A 16,060-nucleotide genomic window follows, 5' to 3' on the forward strand; every position below is an offset into this window, starting at 1 on the left:
GGTGAAACAGGTCAAAAAAACGCTGGATAAACTACTTTTAGCTGCGAATGCTTTCTTGATTACAGCGATGACACTACTGTCCATATGGCAGGTGATTGCGCGGTACTTTCTGGATGCTCCAAGCACCACGAGTGAAGAGATTATCCGCTTTATGCTCATATGGTTTACCCTTCTTACCGCGACGTATGTTCTCGGACAGCAGCAGCATATTGCGATTACTTTTATTAAAGAAAAGCTGAATGCCGGCTGGCAGAAAGGACTGAATAGATTCGTAAACATATTATGGATTGTTTTCGGAGTAGGGGTCATGATCGCAGGGGGCAGCTGGCTGCTTTCCTATACGTATACAGAAGTAGCACCGGCAACAGGATTGTCCATGCTTTTCGTATACAGCGCACTGCCGGTTTCCGGACTGTTTATGACGATTTATGCTGTCACTCATATGGTTACACCGGAAACATATTCTGAAAATAGAGAGGAGACGGGTCAATGACTTTATTAGCCAGCCTCATGCTATTTGGTATTTTAGGAATTCTACTGCTGCTGGGCGTACCCATTGCCCTATCCATTGCTTTGAGTTCTGTGTTAACGATCAGTCTTGTGCTTCCGTTTGATGTTTCTATCATTACAGCTGCGCAAAGACTCGCAACAGGAGTGGATAATTTTACGATACTGGCTATTCCGCTGTTTGTTTTAGCCGGTACGATCATGAACAACGGCGGCATCGCCTTCAAATTAATTAATTTAGCGAAAGTGCTGGTAGGACGCATGCCGGGTTCACTCGCTCATACAAATGTGGTCGGCAATATGCTGTTTGGATCTATTTCCGGCTCGAGTGTGGCCGCAGCGGCTGCCATGGGACGGATTATGACGCCGATGGCGCTCCGCCAGAACTATTCCCGGACATACACAGCGGCGGTAAACATCGCATCAGCGCCTGCGGGACTTCTTATTCCCCCAAGTTCGATGCTGATTGTCTACTCGCTCGTCAGCGGTGGAACATCTGTAGCGGCTTTATTTATGGCCGGGTATCTGCCGGGTATTTTATGGGGATTAGCTGTTATGGCTGTAGCATACGTGTATGCGAAAAAAAGGAAATATCCGGTATCGGAAAAAATCAGCTGGAAGGACCGCGCGTTTATTGCGATCGATGCGATCCCCAGCCTGCTTTTAATCGTCATTGTTATCGGAGGTATTGTAGCTGGTATCTTTACAGCTACAGAGGGTGCAGCGGTAGCGGTACTATATGCGCTGGTTCTGTCTCTTATCTATAAACAGTTGAAAGTACAGGAATTTAAAACGATTTTTAAAGAAACAATTGAAATTACCGGAATGATTTTATTTCTTATCACGGCATCATCGTTGTTTTCTCTGGTTATGTCCTATACGGGCATTCCATCCAGCATCAGCGAAAGTCTGCTGTCTCTTACAGAAAGTACGATCGTGCTGCTGTTAATTATTAACCTGATTTTGCTGATCATGGGAACATTCATGGATATCACACCGGCCGTATTAATCTTTACGCCGATATTCTTCCCGGTGATTACAGAGCTTGGAGTCGATCCGGTACACTTTGGTATTATCATCGCGTTTAACTTGTGTATTGGTAATATTACGCCTCCTGTAGGAAGCGTACTGTTTGTCGGAACGAGCGTAGCGAAAGCCAGGCTGGAAGATGTAATAAAAATGCTGGTGCCTTACTTTATCGTACTGATCATTATGGTTGTTGTTATTACGTTTGTGCCGCAGATCAGTCTCTTCCTTCCAGGATTGTTTGATCTGTTATAACGCCAGACTGAATTAAACCAGGTCAACGTTCATTTTTTCGGAGTGCCGCTTGGAATGGTCAACAATCGTAATATCAAAAAATCCCTTAAAAGCTAAAGCGGCAGCTCCATACGCACAGGCATCTTCATTAAGCCGGGAGATTTTCAGCTCATCGTAGTTGTTGAATTTAGACTGGAACCGGCTGGTTAACGCCGCCAGCAGTTCCGGGCGGGCGGAGAAGAGAGCACTGTTAATAACGATACGTTCCGGATTAAAAATATTAATAACATTATTTAATCCGAGAGCCAAATAGTCTAAATAGTTATCCAGAACGCTTCCTTGAACTTCCTTATGAAATAAGGCGGCCATGCTTTCTGTTGATAATTGTGCCGCATCCTGATGCAGATTTTTTAAAAGAGCTTTATTGGAAGCATACAGCTCCCAGCAGCCATGATTGCCGCAGGGACAGGGAAGGCCGTTCGGTTCGACAATCATATGGCCGATTTCGCCGGCGAAGCCCTGGAATCCCCGGTAGATGTCGAAATCCTTGATGATACCAAGGCCGATACCGGAATGAAGAGTCAGGCAGAACAAATCAGATACCTGCTCATAGTAGACCTGCTCCGCGAAGACGGATAAATTTGCACTGTTATCGATAAAAACAGGAACGTTCATTTCCTGCTCCAGCCTGCTTTTGATATCTTCATCTGCCCATTCCTGCTTGGGAGTAAATACGATCTGATGATCATTATTTACGATACCGTGAATACCGACGCCAATGCCGACTAATGGAATCTCCTGAAGCAGGGAGACGGCAGGGAGAATATCTTCTTTTAGTATGTGTAAAAGGGATTCTGTCATCTCATCAAAGTAATGAGTATCCAGCGCAACGGACTGCCGGTGAATAAGCTGTCCCTTCAAATCACAGCACAATATATTGGTAACCTGTTCATCAATATCGATGCCAATAGTAAAGCCGGCACGTTCATTAATCTCGATCATAATAGGCTTTCGGCCTCTTGTGACAGAAGCGCCGGTTTCTCGTTCTACAATATGTCCTTCTTCCATCAGTTCACCAACCTGGGAAGATATCGTTGCTTTATTTAATCCCGTGATGCGTGATAATTCACTTCGGGAAAGGGAGACATGTTTAATTACATTTTCAATAATAATTCGTCGATTCATACGTTTAATGTAGTGGGTATCTCCGGTATTCATATACATTCCTCCAGGCGCCAGAGTATGGCAGCGATTGCTGTCATTATATAATTTTTAGTTTGTCTAGTAAACAAATGAAAAGGAGAAGATACAATGAATACATTTATGCAGGAAGATTTTTTATTAAATACGAATACTGCCAAAAAACTGTATCACGAGACGGCTGCCCATCTGCCTATTATTGATTACCACAACCACCTGCCTCCAGAGGAAATTGCAGAGGATAAATCGTTTCAAAATTTAGGGGAAATCTGGCTGAACGGAGATCATTACAAATGGAGAGCGCTTCGTGCCAACGGAATAGAGGAAGCTTACGTGACAGGGAACGCCGGGGATCATGAGAAATTTATGGCCTGGGCTGGCACGGTACCAAAAACGCTTGGAAATCCGCTTTACCATTGGACCCATTTGGAATTGAGACGTTACTTCGGTATTACGGACCTGTTGAACGAAGAGACAGCCGAAAAAATATGGAGCAGTACAAAAGAAAAACTGCAGTCCCCGGAATACTCGGTTCAGTCCCTGCTGAAAAAGGATAAAGTGGAATTTATCGGCACGACAGATGATCCCGCCGATCCGCTGCTTTCCCATAAGAAACTGCAGGGGCACAGCGATTTTCAAGTATCTCCATCATTCCGGGCCGACCCTGCTATTTTTATTGAGCAGTCGGATTACTTGAATTGGATAGAAAGAATGGAACAGACCACCGCCATGTCCATTCAAAGCTACGATCAGCTTTTGGATGCACTGGAAAATCGTATTGACTGGTTCGATGAAATGGGATGCCGAAGCGCCGACCACGGTATTTCGCACGTGTTTTTTGAGAAAACAACGAAAGAAGAAGCAGCTGCTGTGTTTCAGAAAAGAAAACAGGGAAAGACTTTGTCCCAGAAAGAGGCAGAGCAGTATCAGACGCATATTATGCTGTTTCTAGGCGAGAAATACGCTGACAAGGATTGGGCGATGCAGCTTCATCTTCATCCGCAGCGTAACAATAATAAGAAAATGCTGGAGATCGCAGGAAAAGATACCGGATTTGACTCCATTGGCGATGGTGCCGTTTCAGAAAAACTGGCAATGCTTCTCGATCAGCTGGAATACAGACAAAAACTGCCTAAAACTATTCTTTACAGCGTAAACGCAAACAATCACGATATTCTGGCGTCCATGGCAGGGAATTTTCAAAGCGGCAGCCTGCCGGGGAAAATTCAGGTCGGTACCGCCTGGTGGTTTAACGATCATATCGACGGAATGGAAAAACAGATGAACTCTCTTGCCAACATCGGACTGATTTATCACTTTATCGGCATGCTCACAGATTCCAGAAGCTTCCTTTCTTTTTCCAGGCATGAATATTTCAGAAGAATACTGTGTAATATGATCGGCAGCTGGGTCGAAGAAGGAAAAGCGCCGAACGATGAAGCATTATTAAAAAAATATGTAGAAAACATCTGCTATTACAATGCGAAACGTTATTTTTCCATTGGATCCTAATATCGATTGATAAAATACGTAGTTAACAGGAGGGAAAGCATGGGACGAATTGTTACGTTGGGAGAACTGCTTATCCGCTTGTCCCCTCCCGGAGAGCGGACGCTGAAGCAGACAGATCAGTGGAATGTTTATGTTGGAGGGGCGGAAATGAATGTCGCCGTCGCTTTCAGCAGCCTCGGAGGAGACGCCCGTACTTTGACAGCCCTTCCCGATAACGCTGTTGGGGGAATGGCACTGGCTGCTTTACGGAAAGAGGGTGTCGATACGTCTTTTATTGCCCGGCAGGGCTCCCGGGTAGGACTTTACTTTGTGGAAAAAGGGACATCCGAAAGGCCATCGAAAGTAACCTATGATAGAGCATTTTCTTCATTTACCGGGTGGACCCCGGAGAATCTGGTCTGGGATGAACTGTTTAAAGGAGTGGATGTTCTTCATACGACCGGGATCACGCTGGCTCTAGGGACCACAGCAAGACAGGCGGCTCTCGCCGTTGTGAAAGAGGCTTCACGCCGGGGCATCCGCATCAGCTTTGATTTTAACTACAGAAGTAAACTGTGGGAAATAAATGAAGCGAAGCAGGCTTTTCAGGAAATTCTGCCTTACGTGGATATATGTTTTGGCAGTTCCAAAGATTTAACACATATTCTTGGATACGGAAAAGAAGAACAGGCTGATCTGGTTACTTCTTTTATGAAAGAATATGATATCGAATGCTTTGCGTCTATGACAAGAACCACCTATTCCAATACAAAGCATACGCTGCAGGCATCTGTAATGCATAAACAAAAAGGAACGGCTTATTCTCCTGCTTTTGATGTAACAATCCACGATCGAATTGGAGGAGGAGATGCTTATGCCGCCGGGCTTTTGTATCAATTGGTACATCATGCGGGCAGAAGCCAGGAAGACCAGATTCAATTTGCAGCCGCCGCCGGGGTATTAGCCCATTCTATTGATGGCGACGCCTTTGTTTTAGCAAAAGAAGACGTCGAAGCGTTCATCCAAAGCCAGGATGGCAGCGGTGTTGTTCGATAATTAAAGGAGGCAAAAAAATGGAGATGGGATTTCGATGGTATGGGAGGGGAAATGACAGCGTAAGTCTGGCTGATATCCGCCAAATTCCCGGTACCTCTCAAATTGTATGGGCGCTGCACCACAAACAGGCAGGTGAGCGCTGGGAAAAGAAGGAAATAGAAGAAGAAGTCAACTATATACAATCCTATGGCTTTAAAACGGATGTGGTGGAAAGTGTGAATATACACGAAGATATCAAGCTTGGCCTTCCCTCCAGGGATGGGTATATTGATGCATATATCGAAACGATCCGACATCTTGGGGAAGCGGGAGTAAAAGTGATCTGCTATAACTTCATGCCGGTATTCGATTGGATCCGGACCGACTTAGCGAGGGAAATGGAAGACGGATCGACTGCGTTATTTTATGAAAAAGATTTAGTAAATGATGTAACGCCGGAGCAGCTCGTGGAAAGAGTGCTGCAAAACCCTGATTTCACAATGCCTGGATGGGAGCCGGAAAGACTGGCTCATATTCAACAGGTAATCAAGCAGTATGAAGAAGTAACGGAAGACGATTTGTTTAATAATCTGCAATATTTTCTCGAGCGGGTCATTCCCGTCTGCAAAGAGCATGAGATTACGCTCGGCGTACATCCGGATGATCCACCCTGGTCTGTTTTCAATCTGCCGCGGATTGTGTCCACACATGAACAGCTTAGACGAATCGTAAGTCTTGTAGACAGTAAATACAATGGGCTGACGCTTTGCAGCGGCGCACTCGGGGCCCTGCCGGAAAATGATCTGCCTGCAATGATCCATGAATTTAAAGACAATATTGCATTCGCTCATGTAAGAAATGTATACCGGTATCCAAACGGAGACTTTATTGAAACATCTCATAGAGAACAGGACGGTTCCGTGCCGATAACCGACATTATAAAAGCCTATCATGATATCGGTTATACCGGCTGCATCCGCCCGGACCATGGCAGGCATTTATGGAATGAAAGCTGTCGTCCGGGATACGGTTTGTATGACAGAGCTTTAGGCATTATGTATATGCTTGGTATATGGGACGAAAGAGAAAAAAGGAGGATATAATGTTTGCCAATCACGAAACACTTAAAGGGAAAACGGCAATTGTGACAGGAGGCGGCGGCATTCTCTGCGGAGAAATGGCAAGAGCACTTGGACGCCAGGGAGTAAAGGTTGTTGTGTTAAGCAGAAAGCTGGAGAATGCGCAGGCTGTTGCGGACGATATTACGAGAGAAAATGGGGAAGCCGTCGCATTTGCGTGCGATGTATTGGATAAAAAAGATATTGAACAGGTGAATGAGCAGATACAAAAAATCTATCCTGTCTATGACATATTAATCAATGGAGCAGGAGGTAATCACCCTAATGCGTCCACTTCTGAAGAAGCGTTTGATTGGGAAGACGTAGAAAATCCCGAAAAGAATTCTTTTTTCGATTTGGAAGAAACAGCAATCCGGCACGTGTTTGATTTGAATTTTACGGGCGCCGTATTGTCTACACAGGTATTTATGAAACATATGTTTTCCGAAAAGGGGAGCAGCGTTATTAACATCTCTTCGATGAGCGCACCAAGCCCTATGACGAAAGTGATGTCCTACAGCGCAGCTAAAGCAGGAATAGATAACTTTACGCAGTGGCTGGCCGTTCATATGGCCAAACAGAACATCCGCTGCAATGCAATTGCCCCGGGCTTCTTTTTAACAAACCAAAACCGGAAGTTATTACTGACCGAAGAAGGAGAACTGACAGAACGTTCGCAGAAAATCATGTCGCAGACGCCGATGGAAACATTCGGCGAACCGGAAGATTTAATTGGGACGCTGCTATGGCTCGTCGATCCAGCCTACTCTTCTTTTGTTACAGGTATCACCGTACCTGTAGACGGCGGCTTTATGGCATATTCGGGTGTGTAGGAAAGGAAGGGTATAATGGCTGGAAAATTAGAAACGCTTCAGATGATGATAGATAAAAAAGCAGTTGCTGTGGTACGAGGCAGTTCCGTGGAAGAGGCGGAAATGGTAGCAGAAGGTTCACTTAAAGGCGGTATTTCTATTTTGGAAATTACGTATACCGTTCCAGGAGCTTCATCCCTTATTTCTTCTTTGATTAAAAATCATCCGGATAAAGCAGTAGTTGGAGCCGGCACCGTGCTGGATGAAGTTACTGCGAGAATAGCGATTTTAGCCGGCGCCGCTTTTATTGTGTCGCCCAGCTTTAATAAAGAAACAGCACTTTTGTGCAATCGCTACAGCATCCCTTATATTCCCGGGTGTTACACAGTAAAGGAAGTAATAGAGGCGCTGGAGTATGGGTCGGATATTATTAAGATTTTTCCTGGAAATACAGTGAGTCCCTCGTTTATTTCTACAATAAACGGCCCTGTGCCGCAGGCAAAGCTTATGCCATCCGGCGGAGTGAACGCAGAAAATGCGAAAGAATGGATTAATAAAGGAGCCGCGGCTATAAGCATTGGCAGCAGTCTGTATAAATCAACAGTGGAAGAAGTTGAAGCAGAAGCACGTAAAGTAACAGAGAGTATACAGGGAATAAAATAACTATTAATTTTAATAAAAAAGCAAAAATCCCGGCAGCCGGGATTTTTGCTTTTTATATGTTTAATAACAGTGCCCGGTTGTCCATTCATGCATTAGCTGCACGGCCTGGCCGATGTCCTCCCAGCGGGAAAGTTCCGCCGGGTGATGGCTTTTGCCACCGATGCTTGGGACAAACAGCATGACGGTTGGAATGAATTTGCTGATATGCATAGCATCATGTCCGGCTCCGCTGAACATGCTGTAATAGGAGAAATTCTGCTCCCGGCAGATGGATTCCAGCTCCTGAAGAAAAGGTTCGTGAAACGTGACGGGCGGCATGTAGGAAAGAGAAGTCTCCTCCCAGTTTCCCGATTCCTGCTCCATCGTTTGTTCTACCATTTTCAGCATTTCATCGATCCGCTGGTCCAGCACCGCTTTATCCGGATGGCGGATATCCGCGCTGAACACCGTTTTTCCCGGGATGACATTGATGGTAAAAGGCTCCGTTTTGATCCGGCCAAATGTGATTGTCGTCTGATCCTCCAGGCTGGATACCCATTCATGAAGAGCCAGCATGGCTTTCATGGCCATAATACCGGCGTCTGCCCGAGAGGCCATTGGGGAGGGTCCGGCGTGGTCGGCGTCTCCCCAAATCGTAAATTCATGCCAGGACAGCCCCTGAATTCCTTTCACAAGACCAATTTGTCTTCGTTCATCTTCAAGCACGGGGCCCTGCTCGATGTGGAGCTCGAGAAAAGCATGCGCCTGCTGCAGCCGGTTGGTTTCGTCTCCCTGAAGAACGAGCCGCTCCAGCTCGTTTTGTACCGTGATATGGTTCTCGTCTGTAAGTGTCATCATTTTTTGTGTACTGTAGGTTTCCGCAAGCACTCCCGAAGAGATCATCGGGACGGGAAAGCGGGCACCTTCTTCATTTGTGAAATTAACAAGCAGCAGCGGGCGCTCGGGCATCTTTCCGGATTCCTTGATGGACTGGATCACTTCCAGTCCGGCGAGGACACCGAGAACACCGTCAAACGTACCGCCGTTCGGAACAGAGTCAAGATGGGAGCCAAGAACAATTGGGTCAAGCGAAGGATCCCTGCCTGGAAGAAGGCCGTACATGTTGCCGAGGTCATCCTGCGATATGTCCAGATTCAGCTCCTTCATCCACTGCTGGAGGACGTCTCTTGCCTGTTTATCTTCGTCGCTCAAAGCAAGCCTGGATACTCCGCCTCCGGCAAGCGCACCAATGCCGGCAATCTGGGCATGCCGGTCACGGATACGGGTAATGCTGATGGGGGATGTCATGAGCCGTCACCTTCCCGTTTCTTTAATCCGCACCAGTCTGCGAGAAAAGCGGCGTATACTTTCGTCACCTGTTTCACGCTTTCCAGGTCGACCCATTCGTCGCCGCCGTGCATGTTGCCGCCGACCGGGCCGTAGCAGGTAGCCGGCGTATCATAATAAAGGGTATAAAATCGTGTATCTGTGGTCGCTGTGATCGGCTGAAAGGAAAGAGCTTCCTCATGAATGGTTTCGTGAGCCCGTCCGAGCGTCTGCATCATCGGAGAGTCTTCTTCTACAACAGCGCCTTCAGCATGAAAGCCGAAGAAATAAATATCAGGCGGATGGGAGGCGAGCCACTCGTCATCCTTTACGTGCTCGAGAACCCACGCTTTGAGTTCTTCTTTTATCTCAGATGGATCCTGACCCGGAAACAACCCGGCCCGTCCTTCGATAACAGCTTCAGCCGGCACGCTTGATGGCCAGTCGCCGGATTGAATCGTACCGATATTAATATTCAATGGATGGGGATGATGTTTATAGGCCTCCGGACGTTCGCGGCTGTTGATCATCTGTTCGTAGCTTTTCAACGCTTCGATAACTTTATATGATTTTTCGATAGCATTAACGGCTTCACTGGCGCGTTCTGTGTGAGCGCCGGCGCCGAGAACCGTGATACGAAACCAGACAACGCCTACCTGGGAGGTGGAGGCTTTCATGCCGAATGGCTCTGGAATCAGTACAGCGTCGGAATTCCAGCCTCTGTCCAGCGCGGCAAGCGCTCCATTTCCTGTGCATTCTTCTTCAATCACGGTCTGCAGCATAAAGGGAGCATCAGGCTCATAGCCTGCTTCACGGATCGCCCGGTAGGCAAAAATCATGGCCGAAGCACCGGACTTCATGTCCTGCATCCCCCGTCCGTACAGTTTATTTCCCCGCTGAACCGGATCCCAAGGATTGGTGGACCAGAAGCGGAGCGAACCCGGCGGCACCACATCGATATGGCTTTGAAACAGCAGACTTTTGCCGCTGCTGCCGTGCTTCTTTGAAACGGCGGCAACGACTTCCCGGCCATCGTAAGGATGCTCAGGGATGGAAAATCCCGGATGGGAGGATAACTTTTTCACATCCGGCGTAAAGCGATCAACTTCCATATCGAGCGTATTCTTCAGATAATCGGCTATATAAGACTGCAGCGGCTGTTCGTTGCCGAGCGTGGAAGGAAAACGTCCAATTTCTTTTAGAAAATCAAGCTGTTCTTCCCAGTGGTTGTCAATGGCTTGATGAATATCCGTAAGCGCGGTTTGTAAATGAGGCATAGAACATATCTCCTTTTGTAGTTGGATTTAAAAGCCGAGCATCATCAAGAAGTAACCCCAGATAAGTGCCGCTATAAATACAAAGCTGATAGAAATAATCATCGTCTGCTTATACTCTTTTTTCAGCTGGGCAAGACCGTTTGGACGCGAAGCGAAGTCTTTAATCGTAATCGCTGACATGCTCGTCTGCTTCATTTTTTTATAAAAAGCCTGTTCATGGGCAGAAGGACGCGTCGAGAAGCCGATAATAAACAGCGTCAGTACACCGACTGCAAAGGCGACCATTAAGGAATCAATATGGATGGGTAGGGTAATAACAGCCCTTCGGACAAGTTCATCCACTACGATAAAAGCAGTGGTGCCGGCAAGCATGCTGCCGATAGCGGCCTGGCTGTTCATTCGTTTCCATTCGAGTCCGCCTACAACAGTCGGAAGCCAGCCGACACCGAAAATCGCACCGGCATAGATGGAAATCCAGTAAATAGCCGCCGGCTGCATAATTGCGATCACGCAGACAACCACCGCTACGAGGACCTGTGCATAGCGCCCGACGCGAAGGCTGCGTTTTTCGCTCAGCTTTTTATCAAATAAATGTTCATACAAATCCCGGGCAAGAGCAAAACCTGTCAGGACAAACAGGGTAGAGGCCGTGGACATAATAGAAGCCATCAGTCCGGCAAGGCCGAGGCCGCCGAGCGCTTCCGGAACGTGATTCATAAACCCGATAATCATAACGTTATCCGTCGTTTCAATTCCCGGCTGGATAACCTGCATGCCGCCGGCTGCCAAAAAGACGATCACCTGCATAAAAGGAGCCAGAAATACGCCGATTACGGCAGCTTTTAGGATGACAAAATCATTTTTGGCTGGAAACACCCGCGATACGAGCGCCGGGGTGCAGGAAAAGAATAAGATCCAGACGAGAAACTGCGAAATCGACCAACCCAGCGGCCGTTGTTCGGCGCCGCCGATTGTCCAGTAAAATGGAATGGTCTCACTTAGTGCTTTCATATTATCAAAGCCTGCCTGGCCGATTAACAGCGGGGCAATCAGGCAGGAAATAGCAAGCATCGTGAACAGCATAATTGTGTCAGTCACGACAACGCCGTACATGCCGCCAAGAGCACAGAACACAAGCAGTGCAAGCGTGAACAGCACGATCATCAGCGGAAAGGAAATGCCGGTAACCTGGCTTAGTACAAGTCCCGCTCCGATAAGCTGAATCACGCCGTAGCCGAGCAGGCCGACAATCATAATAACAAGGGCGATAATGCTGACCTTTTTATTTTTAAAACGCATTTCGAAAAAATCGGGCATCGTCGTGCAGCCTAAGGCCTTCATCTTCCGGCCGATATAAACAACGGCAATCAATGTGCCGATCCAGGCGCCGAATGAGCCGAGGGCCGCGATTACAAGCGGTCCCTCTGCATAGGACTGCCCGGCAATACCGAGCAGCGTAACGGCACTTAAGTAAGTAGCGCCGAGCGTACCGACAATTAACAGGGTGGAACCTTTTTCCCCCATTACGTAGAAGTCAGATTTGTTTTTAACAAGCCGGGCAACGAGGCCGCCGGCTACCACATAAAAAATCAGTACAACAAAAAATATCGTCGTAGTCACTGGGTCCCGCTCCTCTCTGATTCAGGCTGCTGCCTGGATTTTTCCTGCTCCTGCTCCATTTTCCGGATAGCAGGAAGGTATTTTCTTCTTAAAATAATGACGACAATAATGGAAGATATGAGTGTCGTTAAAAAAGCATTTAAAAACAATATGAACACATCAATATTCACCACGTTCACCTCCTGATTCGATTCTTCCCCTATACATAAGCAAAAAGCGTGCCAACTTTTACAAGCCATTTCCGCCCTCTGGAGCTGTTTTGACACGTTACCTGAGAATCAGTACACTGAAATACGGGTAAAAATAGTCAAATACGGTTCGATTGAACGAAAATCGGTTCGTTTAAACAAGCTTTTTTAAAGAATTGAACCAATAATGGTTCAAAATAAAAGAATAATCTAAAAATTTATAATAATCTTTCGAAAAGAGGAAAAAATGAATCTGAAAACATTGTTTGAAACGCCAATGATTAAAGACTTATTCAACGTACTGGAGGATGGATTTTATTTTTCAAACGAAAAAGGTGAGACGCTTTGGAACAATGATGCGAGCGAAAAAATTCTCGGCTCGAAAAGAGAAGATCTAAGAGGAAAAAACGTGTGGGAGCTTGAAGGAAAAGGGATTATGAACCCCTCTATTACCAAAATGGTGCTCGAATCCGGGGAAGCTGTCAGCACGGTGCAGACTACGCAGCAGGGCAGACAGTATTTTGTGAGCGGCTATATTATTCCGTGGGAACAGGAAAAGCTGGTCGTGGTGCTCTCCCGCGATATTACAAAAGACATGCAGACAACCAAGCAGCTCGAGCAGGCCGAAAACCTGCTTCGTTTTTACAGCCAGGAAGTCCGGGGGATCCGCCTGCAGCGCAATAAAGAAAAAGGGGAACAGTTTACCGGAAAAAGCAAAGCCTTTACAAACACACTTGATTTATTAAAAAAAGTCGCCGCAGTGGATACGACCGTCCTGCTTTCCGGGGAAACCGGCGTGGGAAAAAGCTCCGCGGCAGGGAAAATCCACGAGTTCAGCGACCGGCATGAAGGACCATTTATTTCCATTAACTGCGGATCGATTCCGGAGTCGCTGATGGAGTCCGAGCTGTTCGGCTTTAAAAAGGGCTCCTTTACAGGCGCCTATCAGGGAGGGAAGGTCGGACTCGTGGAGCTGGCTGATAAGGGGACGCTGTTTCTGGACGAAATCGGAGAAGTACCGATGCACATTCAGTCGAAGCTGCTGCAGCTCGTCCAGCACAAAACATACCTGCCAATTGGCGAAACCGCTTCCCGTACCGTCGATGCCCGAATCGTCACCGCAACGAATAAAAACTTAAAGGAGATGATTGCCCGGCAAACTTTCCGCGAGGATTTATACTACCGGCTGAACGTGCTGCCTGTGCATCTGCCGGCGCTGCGCCACCGCCAGGAAGATATTTATCCGCTGCTTCAGGTGGCTCTTGACCGGTTTAATATGCAGCATACCAAACAAAGACGCTTTACTTCTGCGGTGCTGAAGCTGCTGCAGGATTATTCGTGGCCGGGAAATATCCGTGAGCTGGAAAATGTGGTCGAACGAATGGTGATTACCGCAGAGGAAGATGACATGAACACGATGGATCTGCCCGATGATATTGTCCGTGAAGTGTCAGGAGGAGGAAACTCCTTTGCTTTTGGATTAAACCGGACTCTTCCTGAAGCCGTGGAAGAACTGGAACAGAAGCTGATTCTTGAAGCTGAGGCAAAATATTCCTCTACCCGCAAGGCAGCTGCCGCACTTGGTTTATCCCAGTCTTCTTACATGCGGAGGAAAAAGAAATACACTTCTGATTGAAGCTTCTTTTCTTTTTCGCAGAGGCGTATAATAGAACAAAGAATATGTTTATCCAGACAGAACGTAAAGGCGGTTAAAAAATGAGACATAATATGTGTTGGATCGTTCCGGTCGTTATTATTGTCGGTGCCAATTTATTATCATCTCAGGCCGGCATTAGTTTTGGATTTCTTATCTGGCCGGCTATTGCTTTTGGACTGGCATATTACTTTTACAAAGGTGGATCAGTCTGGCTCAGCCTGCTGTTTGTCGGGCTCGCAATTATTCATCTGGCCCGGCATCTGGAAGGAATGTTTTTCGTGCTCGTCTTTTCGGTCATTGTGGCTGCAGCAGCGATTGCAGGAGGAATGCTTATCTACTCGCGGCGCAATCCGGTCGTTGATATTGACCGGGACCTTCCGGGAGGGCGCACAGAAGAGGAAGAAGAACCCGCAGAATCCCACTATTCCCGGCCGATGAGAGAAAAAAATATGCTGATCGGGGAGATAAAGTGGACAAAAATCCCTTATAAGCTGCCGCCGACAGCGATTCAGTTTTTTATTGGGGAAGTAACCATTGATCTCGCCAAAGCGGAAATCGACGAACGAGATGTTCACCTGCACATAAAAGGAGGCGTCGGCGGCATTAAAATTTTCCTCCCCGATACGTGGGATGCCGACGTCCAGACAAAAATAGGAATCGGCGAAGTGAACATGCTCAAGCAGAAGGAAGGCGGCATCTTCTCCAACGCCCATTTTGAGCACAAGACGCCCGTTGATCCGGAGCATAAGCTTTATCTTCAGGCCGACATCGGTATAGGAGAAATTGTTATTAAAAAATCCAGATGGTAAATACCTTTCCGTCCTGCCGGGACGGAGGGTATTTTTTTGCCCGGATAAAAAGAGAACTTGGACGGATACTAAACATTCTGGATATATGCTTCAATAAAGAGACGGACAGAGGGAGGTTTTTTCCATGAAAAAAGCAAAGATCGGTTTGGCCGCTGCTCTCACATCTGCGGCACTAATATGGCCGCAGGCGGCAGGCGCTCAGGAAGACTATGGAGATAAGGCAATGGAACATATGCGTTATCTATCCGAAGATATTGGTGAGCGTCCGGCTGGAACAGAGGACGAGCGCGAAGCGAAAGCATACATAGAGACAGCGCTGGAAGACATGGGATATGAAACAAAAACCGAAGCGTTCCCATTTACGAGAGACGGAGAAGAGCTTGAATCCGAAAATCTTTCTGCCGTGAAGCCGGGGAAGTTCAAAAAAGAAATTATTGTCGGTGCCCACTACGATACGGTAGCGGATGTAGAAGGCATTGATGATAATGCCTCCGGTGTCGGCGTAATGCTTGAAACTGCAGAGCATCTTGAAGATATGGACGTTCCCTATACGATCCGGTTTATTGCCTTTGGAGCGGAGGAAGGCGGATTAAATGGCTCGGAAGAGTTTGTGGAAAACATGTCCAATAAAGAAAAAAACAATACGCTTGCGATGATTAACCTCGACAGCCTGGCTGCCGGTGATCAGATGTATGTATACGGAGGCGGAGGCAAAAGCGGATGGTACCGGAATTTTGCCCAGCAGCTGGCAGAGGATGCCGGTATTGATATACAGACTAATCCCGGCCTCAATCCTGCATACCCGGAAGGAACAACAGGGCTTTGGAGTGACCATGCCCCTTTCCAGGAAGCGGGTATCGATATCGGCTATTTTGAAGCCACGAACTGGGAGCTTGGGGAGCAGGATGGCTATACCCAGACAGAAAAGCATGGAGCCGTCTGGCACGATCCGGAAAAAGACAACTTTGATTTTATAGAGTCCGAATTTCCCGGCCGGATGGAAACAAATATTTCCGGCTTTTCCGAAGTACTGACCGAATCATTAACCGAGATGAAACCCGAAACAAAAGCCCACTATCAGCAGTGGAAATAATACCGCAGCACCGGCAGAAATGCTG

The 16,060-nt window shown here is 47.1% G+C and carries 15 protein-coding genes; 10 read left to right on the plus strand and 5 right to left on the minus strand.

Annotated features, from left to right (window positions below):
• Position 1: 1 nt before the first annotated feature.
• Together ATL39_RS02945 and ATL39_RS02950 are read left to right on the plus strand one after the other, a co-directional pair.
• Positions 2 to 493, plus strand: coding sequence for a TRAP transporter small permease (locus tag ATL39_RS02945; protein WP_120191790.1), 492 nt, complete (start codon positions 2 to 4; stop codon positions 491 to 493).
• Positions 490 to 1,788: a TRAP transporter large permease gene (locus tag ATL39_RS02950; RefSeq protein WP_120191791.1), complete on the plus strand. Its 1,299-nt coding sequence runs from the start codon at positions 490 to 492 to the stop codon at positions 1,786 to 1,788. The genes ATL39_RS02945 and ATL39_RS02950 overlap by 4 nt, the downstream gene beginning before the upstream one ends.
• A 12-nt stretch (positions 1,789 to 1,800) precedes the next feature.
• On the opposite strand, the gene ATL39_RS02955 is transcribed toward ATL39_RS02950, so the two are convergent.
• Positions 1,801 to 2,985, minus strand: a complete 1,185-nt coding sequence (locus tag ATL39_RS02955; protein ID WP_170146820.1) for an ROK family transcriptional regulator — start codon at positions 2,983 to 2,985, stop codon at positions 1,801 to 1,803.
• 93 nt (positions 2,986 to 3,078) lie between these two features.
• Between ATL39_RS02955 and uxaC the strand changes: the two genes are divergently transcribed.
• From uxaC to ATL39_RS02980, 5 genes are read left to right on the plus strand one after another with little or no spacing between them, the layout of a single operon-like run.
• Positions 3,079 to 4,479 (plus strand): glucuronate isomerase, encoded by a 1,401-nt coding sequence (gene uxaC, locus ATL39_RS02960; RefSeq protein ID WP_120191793.1) that lies wholly within the window; start codon positions 3,079 to 3,081, stop codon positions 4,477 to 4,479.
• Between the two features lie 39 nt (positions 4,480 to 4,518).
• Positions 4,519 to 5,514 (plus strand): sugar kinase, encoded by a 996-nt coding sequence (locus ATL39_RS02965; RefSeq protein WP_120191794.1) that lies wholly within the window; start codon positions 4,519 to 4,521, stop codon positions 5,512 to 5,514.
• Between the two features lie 17 nt (positions 5,515 to 5,531).
• Complete coding sequence (gene uxuA, locus ATL39_RS02970) at positions 5,532 to 6,596, plus strand: mannonate dehydratase (protein WP_120191795.1); 1,065 nt, start codon at positions 5,532 to 5,534, stop codon at positions 6,594 to 6,596.
• Positions 6,596 to 7,444 (plus strand): SDR family oxidoreductase, encoded by an 849-nt coding sequence (locus ATL39_RS02975; protein WP_120191796.1) that lies wholly within the window; start codon positions 6,596 to 6,598, stop codon positions 7,442 to 7,444. The genes uxuA and ATL39_RS02975 overlap by 1 nt, the downstream gene beginning before the upstream one ends.
• A gap of 15 nt (positions 7,445 to 7,459) precedes the next feature.
• Positions 7,460 to 8,086: a bifunctional 2-keto-4-hydroxyglutarate aldolase/2-keto-3-deoxy-6-phosphogluconate aldolase gene (locus tag ATL39_RS02980; protein WP_120191797.1), complete on the plus strand. Its 627-nt coding sequence runs from the start codon at positions 7,460 to 7,462 to the stop codon at positions 8,084 to 8,086.
• A gap of 60 nt (positions 8,087 to 8,146) precedes the next feature.
• Here the strand turns inward: ATL39_RS02980 and ATL39_RS02985 are convergent, their stop codons facing one another.
• Genes ATL39_RS02985 through ATL39_RS17320 form a run of 4 tightly spaced genes read right to left on the minus strand, consistent with a single transcriptional unit; the run spans position 8,147 to position 12,461 of the window.
• A complete protein-coding gene (locus ATL39_RS02985) occupies positions 8,147 to 9,373 on the minus strand; it encodes a M20 family metallo-hydrolase (RefSeq protein ID WP_120191798.1) in 1,227 nt (408 codons plus the stop codon).
• Positions 9,370 to 10,668, minus strand: coding sequence for an ArgE/DapE family deacylase (locus tag ATL39_RS02990; RefSeq protein WP_120191799.1), 1,299 nt, complete (start codon positions 10,666 to 10,668; stop codon positions 9,370 to 9,372). Before ATL39_RS02990 ends, ATL39_RS02985 begins: the two co-directional genes overlap by 4 nt.
• 27 nt (positions 10,669 to 10,695) lie before the next feature.
• Positions 10,696 to 12,288 carry a sodium:solute symporter family protein gene (locus tag ATL39_RS02995; RefSeq protein ID WP_120191800.1) on the minus strand — a complete coding sequence of 531 codons (1,593 nt, stop codon included), beginning with the start codon at positions 12,286 to 12,288 and terminating at the stop codon, positions 10,696 to 10,698.
• On the minus strand, positions 12,285 to 12,461 hold the full coding sequence (locus ATL39_RS17320) for a hypothetical protein (RefSeq protein WP_170146787.1): 177 nt from the start codon (positions 12,459 to 12,461) through the stop codon (positions 12,285 to 12,287). Before ATL39_RS17320 ends, ATL39_RS02995 begins: the two co-directional genes overlap by 4 nt.
• A gap of 262 nt (positions 12,462 to 12,723) precedes the next feature.
• On the opposite strand from ATL39_RS17320, the gene ATL39_RS03000 reads away from it, so the two are divergent.
• The 3 genes from ATL39_RS03000 to ATL39_RS03010 all read left to right on the plus strand — a co-directional run bounded on the left by ATL39_RS03000 (position 12,724) and on the right by ATL39_RS03010 (position 16,035).
• Entirely contained in the window at positions 12,724 to 14,112 is a 1,389-nt protein-coding gene (locus ATL39_RS03000; protein WP_120191801.1) for a sigma-54 interaction domain-containing protein, read from the plus strand.
• An 80-nt stretch (positions 14,113 to 14,192) separates the two neighbouring features.
• Entirely contained in the window at positions 14,193 to 14,942 is a 750-nt protein-coding gene (locus ATL39_RS03005; protein ID WP_120191802.1) for a LiaF domain-containing protein, read from the plus strand.
• A 124-nt stretch (positions 14,943 to 15,066) separates the two neighbouring features.
• Positions 15,067 to 16,035 carry a M20/M25/M40 family metallo-hydrolase gene (locus ATL39_RS03010; protein WP_120191803.1) on the plus strand — a complete coding sequence of 323 codons (969 nt, stop codon included), beginning with the start codon at positions 15,067 to 15,069 and terminating at the stop codon, positions 16,033 to 16,035.
• The last annotated feature ends 25 nt before the right edge of the window (positions 16,036 to 16,060 follow it).

It is taken from the genome of Sinobaca qinghaiensis, from assembly GCF_003610495.1.
In the GTDB taxonomy this organism is placed as follows: domain Bacteria; phylum Bacillota; class Bacilli; order Bacillales; family Marinococcaceae; genus Sinobaca; species Sinobaca qinghaiensis.

Coding starts and splice junctions, on each gene's coding strand:
- ATL39_RS02950 (WP_120191791.1), top strand. CDS start 490: ATGACTTTATTAGCCAGCCTCATGCTATTTGGTATTTTAGGAATTCTA.
- ATL39_RS02955 (WP_170146820.1), bottom strand. CDS start 2,985: ATGAATACCGGAGATACCCACTACATTAAACGTATGAATCGACGAATT.
- uxaC (WP_120191793.1), top strand. CDS start 3,079: ATGAATACATTTATGCAGGAAGATTTTTTATTAAATACGAATACTGCC.
- ATL39_RS02965 (WP_120191794.1), top strand. CDS start 4,519: ATGGGACGAATTGTTACGTTGGGAGAACTGCTTATCCGCTTGTCCCCT.
- uxuA (WP_120191795.1), top strand. CDS start 5,532: ATGGAGATGGGATTTCGATGGTATGGGAGGGGAAATGACAGCGTAAGT.
- ATL39_RS02975 (WP_120191796.1), top strand. CDS start 6,596: ATGTTTGCCAATCACGAAACACTTAAAGGGAAAACGGCAATTGTGACA.
- ATL39_RS02980 (WP_120191797.1), top strand. CDS start 7,460: ATGGCTGGAAAATTAGAAACGCTTCAGATGATGATAGATAAAAAAGCA.
- ATL39_RS02985 (WP_120191798.1), bottom strand. CDS start 9,373: ATGACATCCCCCATCAGCATTACCCGTATCCGTGACCGGCATGCCCAG.
- ATL39_RS02990 (WP_120191799.1), bottom strand. CDS start 10,668: ATGCCTCATTTACAAACCGCGCTTACGGATATTCATCAAGCCATTGAC.
- ATL39_RS03000 (WP_120191801.1), top strand. CDS start 12,724: ATGAATCTGAAAACATTGTTTGAAACGCCAATGATTAAAGACTTATTC.
- ATL39_RS03005 (WP_120191802.1), top strand. CDS start 14,193: ATGAGACATAATATGTGTTGGATCGTTCCGGTCGTTATTATTGTCGGT.
- ATL39_RS03010 (WP_120191803.1), top strand. CDS start 15,067: ATGAAAAAAGCAAAGATCGGTTTGGCCGCTGCTCTCACATCTGCGGCA.